Source organism: Achromobacter deleyi (assembly GCF_016127315.1).
In the GTDB taxonomy this organism is placed as follows: domain Bacteria; phylum Pseudomonadota; class Gammaproteobacteria; order Burkholderiales; family Burkholderiaceae_B; genus Achromobacter; species Achromobacter insuavis_A.
This window is the reverse complement of sequence record NZ_CP065997.1, coordinates 1,078,653-1,091,247: the sequence shown is the minus strand read 5'-3', so window position 1 is coordinate 1,091,247 and position 12,595 is coordinate 1,078,653. Positions and strand designations below refer to the sequence as shown.

The following is a 12,595-nucleotide window of genomic DNA, read 5'->3' as shown; positions in this document are numbered from 1 at the left end:
TTCAGGCGATCTGGATGTTGGCGTCGCGGATGATCTTGGCCCAGCGATCGACCTCGGACCGCAGGTAGCCGCCGAATTCCGCCGGCCCGCGCGGCTGCGGCACGAAGCCCAGCTGCAGCAGCGCCTGCTGCATGGCCGGCTGCGACACCTGCTTGACGATGGCGTCGCCGATGCGCTGCACCAGTTCCGGCGGCGTGCTGGCGGGCGCCATCACGCCGGTGAAGTTCTCCACGATCAGGTCGGGCAGGCCGGCCTGCGCCACCGTGGGCACGTCGGGCAGGTCGGCGCTGCGCTCGCGGGTGGTGATGGCCAGCGCCCGCAGCGAGCCGTTCTTCACGTGCGACAGCGACTCGGGGTAGTTCGAGAACACCACGTCCAGGTGGCCACCGATGAGATCGGTCAGCGAGGGCGCGCCGCCCTTGTAGGGCACGTGCATCAGCGGCGCGCCGGTCAGCTTCTGGTAAAGCGCCAGCGTCAGGTGCGGCGGCGTGCCGTTGCCGCTGGAGCCGGCCGCCAGCGGCCTGGCGGCGGCCGCGCGGGCCAGGTCGTCCATGGTCTTGATGGGGCTCTTGGCGTTGACCACCACCATGATGGGCGAGGACGCCAGCCCCGCCACCGGCGTCAGGTCGCGGGTCAGGTCGTAGCCGGCCTTGCCGGCGAACAGCGTGGCGTTGGCCGCGTGCGAGAGCGTGATGGCCAGCCAGGTGTAGCCGTCGGGCGCGGCATGCGACACGTGGGCCGCGCCGATGTTGGCGCTGCCGCCGGGGCGGTTCTCGACCACGATGTTCCAGCGTTCGGCGTCGCTCAGCGCCTTGCCGACCTGGCGCGCGGCCACGTCGGTCAGGCCGCCGGGCGGGAAGGGCACGACGTAGTTGATCGGCCGTTCCGGCCAGACGCGCTTCTGCGCCAGGGCCTGTTGCCAGGGGGCCAGGGCACAGAGGCCGGCGGCGCCCAGCGCGCCGAGCACGCGCCGGCGCTGCGCGTCGTCGATTTGGGGATGTTGCTCGCGATTCATCTGTCTTCCTCCTTGGGGGTGGCGCCCGGGTAGGAATGCTTACGCCTGTGCTGCCGTGGCGGCTTGCGCCCGGGTCTGCATGCTTTTGTGCGTGTGTGCTGCGAGGAACTGCGCGGGGCGGCCGGCGCGCGCGGCGCGCCGGCCGGGCGCCGTCAGGCGCTTTCGAAGATGCGGGTCAGGACGAACTCGCGGTGGCCCAGGGCCTCGGCCGCGGTCCAGCGGCCGTTGGCGGTGGCGAGCATGCATTCGAGCAGCTTGTCGCCGGCCTGGTTCAGGTCGATCTCGCGTTGCAGCAGGGCGCTGGTGTCGACGTCGATGTGTTCCGACATGGTCCGCACGGTGCGCGGGTTGGCGCAGATCTTGATGACCGGCAGGATCGGGTTGCCGATGACGTTGCCCTGGCCGGTGGGGAAGAAGTGCACCGCGTAGCCGGAGGCCGCGCACAGCGTCACCATCTCGGCCGCGGCCGAGGACGAGTCCATGAACCACAGGCCCGGCCCGTCGGGGATCTCGGCCTTGTCGATGACGCCGTCGACGCGGCACTGCTTGCCGATCTTCTGGATGTTGCCCAGCGCCTTTTCCTCGATGGTGGTCAGGCCGCCGGCGATGTTGCCCTTGGTCGGCTGCGATTCGGACAGGTCGCTGGTCTTCCAGCGGTCGATCATGGCCTGGTAGCGGTCGAACATGAACATGAAACGCTCGCGCACGGCGTCGTTGGCGCAGCGCTCGGCCACGATGTGTTCGCCGCCGGTCAGTTCCGAGGTCTCGCCGAACACCAGGGTCGAGCCCAGCGCGTAGAGCTTGTCGAAGGCGTTGCCCACGGTCGGGTTGGCGCCACAGCCCGAGGTGGTGTCGGACTCGCCGCACTTGGTCGAGACCCACAGGTCCGAGATCGGACACGTGCTGCGGGTGAGCGCGGTGGCGTAGTGCACGAATTCCTTGGCGCAGCGCGAGGCCCGCATGATGGTGTCGTGGTCGCCGTGCAGCTCGATGCTGAAGCCCATGACCGGCTTGCCGGTGGCGGCGATGCCGTCGACCACGCGCTTGGTCCAGCCTTCCTCGATGCCGATCACCACCACCGCGGCGACGTTGGGATTGCAGCCGGTGCCGATGAGGGTGCGGAAGTGCAGCTCCAGGTCTTCGCCGAATTGCAGGCGGCCGTAGGGGTGGGGCAGGGCCAGCGTGCCCTTGATGTTGTTGGCGACGGCCTCGGCCGCGGCGTTGGAGATGTCGTCCACGGGCAGGACGATGACGTGGTTGCGCACGCCGACCCGGCCGTTGTCGCGGCGGTAGCCCTGGAAGGTGGTCTGAGCATTGATGACGGACATGATGGTTTCCTGTGTGGGCGAGGGGACGCGACTTACCAGCGCTTGGTCTTGATGTTGTGCACGTGGGCGTGCTGGCCGGCCTGGATCGGCGCGACCACGCGGCCGATGTCCACGCCGTACTTGAAGACCGTGTCGCCCACGGCCATGTCCTTGATCGCGACCTTGTGGCCGATGGGGATGTCCTGCGAAGCCCGCACGTGGACGATCTTGTCCTCGTCCATGATCCAGGCATTGAGTTCCGTTCCGGCGGTCAGGCCCTCCACCACGGCGACCGCCACCGTGTCCTTGGCATCGTGCAATACGGCGTGAATCATCGTCTTTCTCTCCAGGGTGAGCGTGCGGCGGAGTGCCGCGGGCGCTTCGGATTACAACGTCCGGCAAATCTTAGGGCGGGCTTTTTCGCATGTCAACTAAATCATATATATGAATTGTATGACTTGAGCCGAGGCGGTCCGCGCCGCTACACTGGAGTCCCTGATTTATTGCGATGCACCCATGAACACCAGCCTGTCATCGACTGTGCCTTTGGGCAGTCCCTTGTACGAGCAGGTCAAGCAGGCCGTGCTTGCCGCGCTGGCGCAAGGCGAATGGAAGCAGGGCGAGGCGATTCCCCCGGAAAAGAACCTGGCCGAACGGTTCGGCGTGTCGATCGGCACGTTGCGCAAGGCCATCGACGAACTGGCCGCCGAGAACATCCTGGTGCGCCACCAGGGCCGCGGCACCTACGTCGCGGTGCACACCCGCAACCACCATTTCTTCAAGTTCTTCCGCATCCTGCGCCAGGACGGCCACAAGTCGTATCCAGCCACCGAGCTGCTGCGCTTTCGCCGCGTCAAGGCGTCGGCCGAGGCGCGCGACAAGCTGGGGCTGCCCGCAGGCGCCTACGTGTTCGAGTTCCTCAACATGCTGTCGCTGAACGGCGACGTGGTCATGGTCGACGACATCTGCCTGCCGGAGTCGCGCTTTCCGGGCATGACCGAGGCGCACCTGCGCGAACGCGCCAGCACGCTGTACGCGCTGTACCAGGACGTGTTCGGCGTCAACGTCATCGCCACCGATGAACGCCTGCGCACCTGCCTGGCCGACCGTTCCCATGCGCGCTGGCTCGGCGTGGCCGAGGGCGGGCCGCTGCTGGAGATCCGCCGCCTGGCGTATTCGTACAACCGCCAGCCGGTGGAATGGCGCATCTCGCGCGTCAACACCGAACGCTACGAATACCTGGGCCACGAGCCCTGGGAGGCGGGCGCCTGAGGCCCGCCCGGACGCTTGCGCCGGGCGACGGCCACGCCGGGGGCGCTTGCCGTCCCGGCCGCAAGCAGTGCTAGAATTCCTGCCGCAGTACCCAATTTTCGGCGCCGATTTGCCTGATCCGCTTGCGGGCGCCTTCCAATAAATCCAGCTAAAGAGGTCCGTATGACCACTCCTGCCCAACATTTGGCCGGTGATTCGGCCAGCGCCGCGCTCGCGACCCTGCCCGCCGCCGCCATCACTCAGTCCGACGCCGCTGATCCCGGTTCCGTCGGGCTGGTCGCTCCCGTCTTCCTGCGTTTCGACGAGCCGCTGGCCTTGCTCAGCGGCCAGTCGCTGGCTTCGTACGAGCTGGCGGTCGAGACCTATGGCACGCTCAACGCCGCGCGCAGCAATGCCGTGCTCATCTGCCACGCCCTGAACGCCTCGCATCACGTGGCCGGCCAGGCGGCGGACAGCCCCAGCGATGTCGGCTGGTGGGACAACATGGTGGGCCCCGGCAAGCCGGTGGACACCAACGTGTTCTTCGTCATCGGTGTCAACAACCTGGGCTCGTGCTTCGGCTCGACCGGGCCGGCCAGCATCAATCCCGAGACCGGCAAGCCCTGGGGCGCCGCGTTCCCGGTGCTGACGGTGGAAGACTGGGTGCAGGCGCAGGCCCGGGTCGCGGACCACTTCGGCATCGAGCGCTTCGCCGCGGTGATGGGCGGCTCGCTGGGCGGCATGCAGGCCCTGAGCTGGGCCATCACGCTGCCCGAGCGCGTGGCCAATTGCGTGGTCATCGCCAGCACGCCGCGCCTGTCGGCGCAGAACATCGGCTTCAACGAGGTGGCACGCCGCGCCATCATCACCGATCCGGATTTCCACGGCGGCGACTACTACGCGCAGGAAACCGTGCCGCGCCGCGGCCTGTCGGTGGCGCGCATGATCGGCCACATCACCTATCTGTCCGACGATGACATGGCCGAGAAATTCGGCCGCGCCCAGCGCGCGCCGGCGGCCGATGGCGCATACCACTACGGCTATGACGTCGAGTTCGAGGTCGAGTCGTACCTGCGTTACCAGGGCGAGAAATTCACCCGCTATTTCGACGCCAACACCTATCTGCTGATCACCCGCGCGCTGGATTATTTCGATCCGGCCCGCAAGACGGGCGGCGATCTGGCGCGCGCGCTGGCGCCGGCCAAGGCCGATTTCCTGCTGGTGTCGTTCACCACCGACTGGCGCTTCCCGCCGGAGCGCTCGCGCGAGATCGTGCGCGCCCTGCTCAAGAACGCCAGCCCGGTCACCTACGCCGAGATCGACGCGCCGCACGGGCACGACGCCTTCCTGCTGGAAGACGCGCGCTACCATGCCGTGGTGCGCGGCTATTACGAGCGCATCGCCCGCGAGCTGGCGTTGACCGGCGCCACCCAGACCGAAGGACGCTCCGCATGACTCCTGTGACTCCCCGTCCGGCCCTCGTTGCGCTGCGGCCCGACCTGGCGCGCATCGCCAGCTGGATCGAGCCCGGCAGCCGCGTGCTGGACCTGGGTTGCGGCGACGGCGCGCTGCTGGCGCACCTGCGCGACCACCGCCAGGTGCGCGGCGCGGGCGTCGAGCTGGACGACACCTGCGTCATCGCCTGCGTGCGGCGCGGCGTCGAGGTGATCCAGCAGAACCTGGAAGACGGCCTGGCGCTGTTCGACGACAAGCAGTTCGACACCGTGGTGCTGTCGCAGACGCTGCAGTCGATGCACCGCACCGAGCACATCCTGCGTGAAATGGCGCGGGTGGCGCGCCACGGCGTGGTGTCGTTTCCCAACTTCGGCTACTGGCCGCATGGCTGGGCCATCCTGCGCGGGCGCATGCCGGTGACGGGCCAGATGCCCTACCAGTGGTACAACACGCCCAACATCCACCTGTGCACGCTGCGCGACTTCGAGCAGCTGGCGGGCGAGCTGGGCCTGCGCATCCTGGAGCGCGCCACCTTCAACGAAGGGCGCGAGATCAAGACCTTCCCGAGCTGGCGCAGCACCCTGGCGGTGTACCGCTTCGCCTCGCCCTGACATTCTGCAACGCGGGCTGACGGCCCGGGCGGCAGCGCCTAAAATGCCGCAAGCCCGCCGCGCATGACCATGCGCGGCGCCGGCTCGTTCCAGGAGACCGTCATTACCGCTGTATCCAACGTCTACACCAGTCCCCGCGTCGCGCCCCTGCTGGTCCTGGGATTCGCGAGCGGATTGCCGCTGGCCCTGACCAGCGGCACCCTGCAGGCCTGGGCCACCGTGGCCGGCGTGCCGTTGCAGCAGATCGGTTTCCTGACCCTGGTGGGCACGGCCTACACGCTCAAGTTCCTGTGGGCGCCGCTGGTGGACCGCTATGCGCCGCCGCTGCTGGGCCGGCGCCGGGGCTGGATGCTGGTGACACAGGTGCTGCTGGGACTGGCGATCATGGTCATGGGCACGCTGTCGCCGTCCTCGGCGCTGCAGACGCTGGCCCTGCTGGCGGTGCTGGTGGCCTTCCTGTCCGCGACCCAGGACATCGCTTTCGACGCCTATTGCACCGACGTGCTGCGCAAGGAAGAGCGCGGCGCGGGCGCGGCTATCAAGGTCATGGGCTACCGGGTGGCGATGATCGTGTCGGGCGGCCTGGCGCTGATCCTGGCCGACCAGTGGATCGGCTGGGGCAATACCTATGTGGTGATGGGCGGCCTGATGCTGCTGTGCGCGCTGGCGACGCTGTGGGCGCCCGAGCCGGAGTACGTGGCCATGCCGCCGCGCAGCCTGGGCGAGGCCGTGTCGGCGCCCCTGCAGGAGTTCTTCACCCGGCGCGGCGCGGTGGCCGTGCTGCTGCTGATCGTGCTGTACAAGCTGGGCGACGCCTTTGCCGGCGCGCTCTCGACTACCTTCCTGATCCGCGGCGCGGGCTACACGCCCACCGAAGTCGGCGCGGTCAACAAGGTCATGGGCATGGCCGCGACCGTGGTCGGCGCGCTCGCCGGCGGACTCATCATGTCGCGCTGGACGCTGTACCGGTCGCTGATGGTGTTCGGCCTGCTGCAGGCGGTGTCCAACCTGGGCTACTGGCTGATCGCCGTCAGCCCCAAGAGCATCTGGCTGATGGGCGCGGCGGTGGGGCTGGAAAACCTGTGCGGCGGCCTGGGCACGGCGGCCTTCGTCGGGCTCTTGATGGCCCTGTGCCGCCAGCGCTTCTCGGCCACGCAGTTCGCGCTGTTGTCCGCCTTGTCGGCCGTGGGCCGGACCTATCTGGCCGGGCCCTTGACGCCGCCATTGGTCGAACACCTGGGCTGGCCCGGGTTCTTCCTGGTGACGGTGGTCATCGCGCTGCCGGGCCTGTTGCTGCTGTATCTGCTGCGCGGCCGCATCGAGGCCATGATGCAGGACGGCGACGCCTGACGCCAGGCCCGTGCGGGTCCGGCGCCAGGGCGGCGCGTTAAGCCTCGTCGGTCAGGCGCACGATCAGTACGTCGCTGGGCAGCGCTTCCAGCAGGCGCTCGGCGACGCTGCCGATGGCGGTGCGCAGCAGGCCGGTGCGGCCGTGGGTGCCGGTGACGACCAGGTCGGAACGGTGGTTGAACGAGTATTCCGACAGCACCGTTTCCGGCTGGCCGCATTCCAGCACCACCTTGGGCGGCGTCACGTCGGCCAGTTCCGGCGTCTCGGCGATGAATTCGCGCGAACTCTGCTCGGCCGCATGATAGAAGCTGCGGGTCACGGCGTCGTCCGGCACGTTCTTGCCCTGGAACGGCACGTCGTAGGCATGGAACAGCGTCAGGTCGGCGTTGGGCACCAGCTGCAGCGCGGCGCGCAGCGCCTGGCGCGAGCCGGCCGAGAAGTCGGTGGCCACCAGCACGTCGCGATACGGCTTGCGCGGCCGGTTCTTGACCACCAGCACCGGTTGGCGCGCCTGCCGCGCCAGCTTCTCGACCGTGGTGCCGAGCAGCAGCCGGCCCAGGGTCTCGTCGCGGGCGATGCCGGCGATGATCAGCGAGCAGCCGAAGCTGTCGGCGGTTTCCATGATGCGCACCAGCGGATCGCCCGTGACCACCACGACTTCGGTGGCGATGCCGGCGTTGGCCAGGTCTTCGGCCAGTTCGCGCTCGGCCACCGACTTGTGGTCCGCGGCCAGCCGGCGCCAGACCGGGGTGGTCAGGCGCGCCGACACGCCGTGGTTTTCCATGACGTGCAGCACGACCAGCTTGGTATCGAGTTCCTTGGCCAGTTGCAGCGCGCGATCCAGGGCGCGATCGCCCCGCGCGCTGAGGTCCGTGGCCAGAAGGATGGGGCCAGGTTGTTGCGACATACGTTTCTCCCGAGATGGGGCCGGGCCGGTGACTCCCGCTAGCCCGCCGTCCGGCCGATATCGCCCTTACGGGCACACCCCCATTGTCCCGCCAGGGCGCGGACCGGGGCTTGACCGATGTCAACGCGCTTCCAGCGTAAGGGAAGCGCGGCCGCCCGGCAACGCGCCGGGCGCCGCCCGCGTCAATACAATGGGGCCTGCCGCCGGCCGTTCCCCGCGACCGTTCCCCGATTTCCGGGCGGCCTTCGCCCCTTTTTCCGCCCGCGCCATGTTTTACGATCTTTCGCCCGCCCTGCTGCACACGCTCTACCTGGTCGCCATCGTGGCCGAAGCCATGACCGCCGCGCTGTCTGCCGGTCGGCGCGACATGGACTGGATGGGGGTGTGCATCATCGCCTGCGTCACCGCGCTGGGCGGCGGCTCGCTGCGCGACGTGCTGCTGGGGCACTATCCGCTGACCTGGGTGGTGCACCCCGAGTACCTGTGGATGACGGCGGGCGCGGCCCTGCTGACCGCGCTGATCGCCCCGGTGATGCGGCGCCTGCGCAGCGTGTTCCTGCTGGCCGACGCCCTGGGCCTGGTGGCGTTCACGGTCATCGGCTGCCAGGTGGCGCAGCTGATGCAATTGCCGATCACGGTGGTGCTGATCAGCGGCATGATCACCGGCTGCGCCGGCGGTGTGCTGCGCGACGTGCTCTGCAACGAGGTGCCGCTGCTGTTCCGCAAGGAGCTGTACGCCAGCGTGTCGGTGGTGACCGGGGCGCTCTACCTGGGCGTGCAGGCCCTGGGGCTGCCGGCCAACGCCGCCGTGCCGATCGCGCTGGCGGTCGGGCTGGCGCTGCGCCTGCTGGCCCTGCGCTTCAACTGGCAGATGCCGAAGTTCGTGTACCGCGACGATTGGCACTGAGGCCCCCTCGCAGCCCGCATTCCTGCAACAATTTTCCTATTTGTGTTTCAATAAATTTCTAGTATCTTGTCGCTGTCGCAATACTTTGCATCACGCAGTACAAGGGGAGCCGATTGGACGTCAAAGCGCCCGCCACGATTCCGTATTTCCTTCAGGAACAGATTCGTGAATTGATAGTGGATGGCACTATCAGGCCCGGGCAGCCATTGCGGGAACAGGAACTGGAGCAGCGTTTCGGCACCAGCCGCAGTCCCATCCGGGAAGCGCTGCGTCTGCTGGAACTGAGCGGCCTGGTGACGCACGTCCAACGCAAAGGCTTCCGGGTCACCCTGTACACCGAGACCCAGATCCGCCACCTGTACAAGTTGCGCGCGGAACTGGAAGCCTATTGCATCCGCCAGGTCGCCGAGATCGACGACATCTCGCCGCTGGTGGCCGAACTGCGCAGCTATGACGAGGCGATTGCCGCGGCCATCGCCAAGCGCGACGTGCGCGCCTATATCTCGGCGCTGCGCGAGTTCTACCTGGCCGGCGCCCGTTTCACCGGCAATTCGCCGCTGGCGGACGTGCTGACCAAGCTGTACGAGCAGGTCGAGCCGCTGCGCTACCTGCTGGCCAGGCAGACCATGGCCTCGAACAACCTGCAGGCCTATACCCAGGGCATCACGCAGGCGCTGGACCAGCGCGATTTCGACCGCGCCGCCGAGCTGACGCGCAATTACGTGATCGACGTGCTGCCGGGCATCCTGCGGGCTTACCACGAGGCGTCGCTGCAGGACGCCGAAGAGTCCGCGCCGCGCTACGGGCGCGCATAAGCCGGCGACCGTCAGGCGTGCGCGGACGGCGTGCGCACGGCGATGCCGGCGCGTTCCAGCGCCTCGCGGATGGCGCGGGCGAACACCAGCGCATTGGGCTGGTCGCCGTGGATACAGAGCGTGTCGGCCTGCACCGGCACGTCCTTGCCGTCGACCGAGCGCACCTTGCCTTCCTGGACCATGCGCACGACCTGCGCCACCGCCTGGTCGACGTCCTCGATCATGGCGCCGGCGCGGGTGCGCGGCGTGAGCGAGCCGTCGTCCTGGTAGGAGCGGTCGGCGAAGACCTCGTTGGCCGCGGCCAGCCCGATGGCGCGCGCGGCGTCGACCAGCTTGCTGCCCGCCAGCCCGTACAGCACCAGCGAGGCGTCCACGTCCTTGACCGCCTGGCAGATGGCGCGCGCCAGGTTCTCGTCCTTGGCGGCCATGTTGTAGAGCGCGCCATGCGCCTTGACGTGATGCAGCCGCGCGCCTTGCGAGGCGGCCACGCCGGCCAGCGCGCCGATCTGGTAGACCGTGATGTCGTAGGCCTCGTCCGGCGTGATCGGAATCGCGCGGCGGCCGAAGCCCACCAGGTCCTGCAGGCTGGGATGCGCGCCCAGCGCCACGCCCTGCTTGAGGGCGGCGGCCACGGTCTTGCGCATGGTGGCGGGGTCGCCGCCGTGAAAACCGCAGGCGATGTTGGCCGAGCTGACGAAGGCCAGCACGGCGGCGTCGTTGCCCATGCTCCAGGCGCCGTAGCTTTCGCCCATGTCGCAGTTCAGGTCGATGCTTGTGCTCATGATGGGGTTCCTGTCTGGGCCAGCAGCGCGCGCAGCGGCGCCAGCGCGTCCAGCAATTGGGTGAAGGCGCGTTCGCGTTCGCCGTCCAGGCGTTGCGCCTCGTCGAGTTCGATCAGGGAAAAACGCAGCGTGCGCCCCGGCGCGTATTGCGCCAGCAGGGGCAGGTCGACGGTGGCGATCTGCGCGATCTTGGGATAGCCGCCGGTGGTCTGCCGGTCGGCCATGAGAATGATGGCCTCGCCGCCCGACGGCACCTGCACGGTGCCGAAGCAGGCCGCCTCGGACAGCATCTGGCGCGGCTGGCTCATGGACAGCGCCGGCCCCTGCAGGCGGTAGCCCATGCGGTCGGACTGCGGGCTGATGCGGAATTCCGAGCCGCCGAAGGCATGGCGGGTGGCTTCGGAGAATTCCTGCCACTGCATGCCCGGCAGGAAGCGGATGGTGTCGCGTTGCTTGTTGCCGAGCGCGCCAGGCAGGTAGATGCGCAGGTCCCACAGGGCCTTTTGCAAGGCGTCGAGGTCGCGGCCGTCGAGCGTTTGGCGCAGGCCGACCTGGTCACCCTTGGCCAGCGCGCGGCCCTCGAAGCCGCCGAAGCCGCTGCGCAGGTAAGTGGTTTCGCTGCCCATCACCGGCGTCAGCGCGAAGCCGCCGTGCACCGCCAGGTAGGCGCGCACGCCGTTGGCGGGGCGCGCGCCGAACGCCAGCGTGTCGCCGGCGCGGGCGATCAGGGGGCGGTGCGGCGGGATCTCCTGGCCATTGAGCGTGGCGCCCAGGTCGGCGCCCGCCAGCGCGAAGCAGGCCGGCGCATCGAAGCGCAGCGTGGGGCCGGTCAGGGTCATCTCGAGCGTGGCGGGGTCGCCGCTGTTGCCGGCGAGCGCGTTGGCCAGGCGGTGGGCGCGTTCGTCCATGGCGCCGGCGGCCGGGATGCCCTGGTGCTGGTAGCCTTCGCGGCCGCGGTTCTGGAAGCTGGACAGCATGCCCGGCTTGATGACGGCAACGCTCACGGCCGGGCCTCCCGCAGGCGCTCGAATTCGTCGGGGGTGATCGGCACGAAGCGGACCGAATCGCCCGGCTGCAGGTACGCGGCGGGTTCGCGCGCGGGGTCGAACATGACCAGCGGCGTGGCGCCGATGATGTGCCAGCCGCCGGGCAGGCGGTTGGGGTAGATCACGGTCTGGCGGTTGGCGATGGCCACCGCGCCGGGCGGCACGGCGGTGCGCGGCGAGGCGCGCCGCGGCAGGTTCAGTTTTTCGTCGTGCACGCCCAGGTAGGCGTGGCCGGGAGCGAAGCCCAGCATGAACACCATGCTGCGCGGGCCGCTGTGCAGCGCGATGACTTCGTCGGGCGTGAGGCCGGCGACCTTGGCGACATCCTGCAGGTCGGGGCCGTGTTCGCCGCCGTAGCAGACGGGCACGTCGACCTCGCGGCCGGCGGCGTTGTCGGCCGCGATGCCGTCGGCCAGCAGCGCTTCGATGCGCTCGGCCAGGTCGGCATAGGTGGGGCCGTTGCCCAGGCCATCGGGCCGGTAATGCACCGCCACCGCCACGAACGATGGCACCACGTCGGTCACGCCCGGCAGGCCGGCGTCGCGCAGCTTGCGCGCCGCCGCCAGACAGGTGCGGCCGATCGTGGCGTCGATCTGGTCGCCGAAAGCGACGATCAGGCAGCGGTCACCCTGGGGCTGGATGCGCCAGGAGGTTTCGGCCGGAGAAGATATGTCTGATATAGCGTTCAACGGCACGAAACCTGTAGAGACGGATTACTTGGCGAACAACGAATCCATGTTCTTGAACGCCTTGAATTCCAGCGCGTTGCCCGACGGATCCAGGAAGAACATGGTGGCCTGTTCGCCGACTTCGCCCTTGAAGCGGATGTAGGGCTCGATGACGAACTCGGTGCCGGCATCGGTCAGGCGCTTGGCCATGGCTTCCCATTGTTCCATGGAAAGCACCGCGCCGAAATGGCGCACGGGCACATTATGCGAATCGACCGCGCTGGTGGCCTTGTGGCCGCACTCGCTGGGGGCCAGGTGGGCGACGATCTGGTGGCCGTAGAAGTTGAAGTCGATCCAGTCGGGCGAGCTGCGGCCCTCCGGACAGCCCAGCTTTTCGCCGTAGAAGGCGCGGGCTTCGGCCAGGTCGCGGACCGGGAAGGCCAGGTGGAACGGCGGCAGGTTGGTTTGAGCGGTCATGAAA

At 68.7% G+C, this 12,595-nt stretch carries 14 protein-coding genes and 1 riboswitch; of the genes, 6 read left to right on the top strand and 8 right to left on the bottom strand.

Features of this window, described 5'->3' with window-relative positions; translation table 11 throughout:
• Position 1 precedes the first annotated feature (1 nt).
• The 3 genes from I6I07_RS04870 to I6I07_RS04860 form a co-directional block, all read right to left on the bottom strand.
• Complete coding sequence (locus tag I6I07_RS04870; RefSeq protein WP_198485834.1) at positions 2-1,015, bottom strand: Bug family tripartite tricarboxylate transporter substrate binding protein; 1,014 nt, start codon at positions 1,013-1,015, stop codon at positions 2-4.
• Between the two features lie 152 nt (positions 1,016-1,167).
• Positions 1,168-2,343 (bottom strand): UxaA family hydrolase, encoded by a 1,176-nt coding sequence (locus I6I07_RS04865; RefSeq protein ID WP_054433131.1) that lies wholly within the window; start codon positions 2,341-2,343, stop codon positions 1,168-1,170.
• Positions 2,344-2,375: 32 nt separating this feature from the next.
• A complete protein-coding gene (locus I6I07_RS04860) occupies positions 2,376-2,657 on the bottom strand; it encodes a UxaA family hydrolase (protein ID WP_054433132.1) in 282 nt (93 codons plus the stop codon).
• Between the two features lie 181 nt (positions 2,658-2,838).
• Here I6I07_RS04860 and I6I07_RS04855 point away from each other — a divergent pair, with 181 nt between their 5' ends.
• From I6I07_RS04855 to I6I07_RS04840, 4 genes are all read left to right on the top strand, one after another.
• Positions 2,839-3,594, top strand: a complete 756-nt coding sequence (locus I6I07_RS04855) for a GntR family transcriptional regulator (RefSeq protein ID WP_054433133.1) — start codon at positions 2,839-2,841, stop codon at positions 3,592-3,594.
• A gap of 91 nt (positions 3,595-3,685) precedes the next feature.
• Positions 3,686-3,767: riboswitch (SAM riboswitch) on the top strand.
• Positions 3,757-5,028 carry a homoserine O-succinyltransferase MetX gene (metX, locus tag I6I07_RS04850; RefSeq protein ID WP_198485833.1) on the top strand — a complete coding sequence of 424 codons (1,272 nt, stop codon included), beginning with the start codon at positions 3,757-3,759 and terminating at the stop codon, positions 5,026-5,028. (Overlaps the previous riboswitch by 11 nt.)
• On the top strand, positions 5,025-5,639 hold the full coding sequence (gene metW / locus I6I07_RS04845) for a methionine biosynthesis protein MetW (protein WP_006392606.1): 615 nt from the start codon (positions 5,025-5,027) through the stop codon (positions 5,637-5,639). The genes metX and metW overlap by 4 nt, the downstream gene beginning before the upstream one ends.
• 69 nt (positions 5,640-5,708) lie before the next feature.
• A complete protein-coding gene (locus tag I6I07_RS04840) occupies positions 5,709-6,989 on the top strand; it encodes a muropeptide transporter (RefSeq protein ID WP_232626101.1) in 1,281 nt (426 codons plus the stop codon).
• Positions 6,990-7,026: 37 nt separating this feature from the next.
• Here the strand turns inward: I6I07_RS04840 and I6I07_RS04835 are convergent, their stop codons facing one another.
• Positions 7,027-7,896, bottom strand: coding sequence for a universal stress protein (locus I6I07_RS04835; RefSeq protein ID WP_198485832.1), 870 nt, complete (start codon positions 7,894-7,896; stop codon positions 7,027-7,029).
• A 268-nt stretch (positions 7,897-8,164) separates the two neighbouring features.
• On the opposite strand from I6I07_RS04835, the gene I6I07_RS04830 reads away from it, so the two are divergent.
• On the top strand, positions 8,165-8,803 hold the full coding sequence (locus I6I07_RS04830) for a trimeric intracellular cation channel family protein (protein WP_054433137.1): 639 nt from the start codon (positions 8,165-8,167) through the stop codon (positions 8,801-8,803).
• Between the two features lie 113 nt (positions 8,804-8,916).
• On the top strand, positions 8,917-9,618 hold the full coding sequence (locus tag I6I07_RS04825) for a GntR family transcriptional regulator (protein WP_198485831.1): 702 nt from the start codon (positions 8,917-8,919) through the stop codon (positions 9,616-9,618).
• An 11-nt stretch (positions 9,619-9,629) separates the two neighbouring features.
• On the opposite strand, the gene I6I07_RS04820 is transcribed toward I6I07_RS04825, so the two are convergent.
• Genes I6I07_RS04820 through I6I07_RS04805 form a run of 4 tightly spaced genes read right to left on the bottom strand, consistent with a single transcriptional unit; the run spans position 9,630 to position 12,591 of the window.
• A complete protein-coding gene (locus I6I07_RS04820) occupies positions 9,630-10,400 on the bottom strand; it encodes a LamB/YcsF family protein (protein ID WP_198485830.1) in 771 nt (256 codons plus the stop codon).
• On the bottom strand, positions 10,397-11,404 hold the full coding sequence (locus I6I07_RS04815; RefSeq protein ID WP_198485829.1) for a biotin-dependent carboxyltransferase family protein: 1,008 nt from the start codon (positions 11,402-11,404) through the stop codon (positions 10,397-10,399). The genes I6I07_RS04820 and I6I07_RS04815 overlap by 4 nt, the downstream gene beginning before the upstream one ends.
• On the bottom strand, positions 11,401-12,135 hold the full coding sequence (gene pxpB, locus I6I07_RS04810; RefSeq protein WP_198485828.1) for a 5-oxoprolinase subunit PxpB: 735 nt from the start codon (positions 12,133-12,135) through the stop codon (positions 11,401-11,403). The genes I6I07_RS04815 and pxpB overlap by 4 nt, the downstream gene beginning before the upstream one ends.
• A gap of 24 nt (positions 12,136-12,159) precedes the next feature.
• Positions 12,160-12,591 (bottom strand): VOC family protein, encoded by a 432-nt coding sequence (locus I6I07_RS04805; RefSeq protein WP_006392614.1) that lies wholly within the window; start codon positions 12,589-12,591, stop codon positions 12,160-12,162.
• Between the last annotated feature and the right edge of the window lie 4 nt (positions 12,592-12,595).

Coding starts and splice junctions, on each gene's coding strand:
- I6I07_RS04870 (WP_198485834.1), bottom strand. CDS start 1,015: ATGAATCGCGAGCAACATCCCCAAATCGACGACGCGCAGCGCCGGCGC.
- I6I07_RS04865 (WP_054433131.1), bottom strand. CDS start 2,343: ATGTCCGTCATCAATGCTCAGACCACCTTCCAGGGCTACCGCCGCGAC.
- I6I07_RS04860 (WP_054433132.1), bottom strand. CDS start 2,657: ATGATTCACGCCGTATTGCACGATGCCAAGGACACGGTGGCGGTCGCC.
- I6I07_RS04855 (WP_054433133.1), top strand. CDS start 2,839: ATGAACACCAGCCTGTCATCGACTGTGCCTTTGGGCAGTCCCTTGTAC.
- metX (WP_198485833.1), top strand. CDS start 3,757: ATGACCACTCCTGCCCAACATTTGGCCGGTGATTCGGCCAGCGCCGCG.
- metW (WP_006392606.1), top strand. CDS start 5,025: ATGACTCCTGTGACTCCCCGTCCGGCCCTCGTTGCGCTGCGGCCCGAC.
- I6I07_RS04840 (WP_232626101.1), top strand. CDS start 5,709: ATGCGCGGCGCCGGCTCGTTCCAGGAGACCGTCATTACCGCTGTATCC.
- I6I07_RS04835 (WP_198485832.1), bottom strand. CDS start 7,896: ATGTCGCAACAACCTGGCCCCATCCTTCTGGCCACGGACCTCAGCGCG.
- I6I07_RS04830 (WP_054433137.1), top strand. CDS start 8,165: ATGTTTTACGATCTTTCGCCCGCCCTGCTGCACACGCTCTACCTGGTC.
- I6I07_RS04820 (WP_198485830.1), bottom strand. CDS start 10,400: ATGAGCACAAGCATCGACCTGAACTGCGACATGGGCGAAAGCTACGGC.
- I6I07_RS04805 (WP_006392614.1), bottom strand. CDS start 12,591: ATGACCGCTCAAACCAACCTGCCGCCGTTCCACCTGGCCTTCCCGGTC.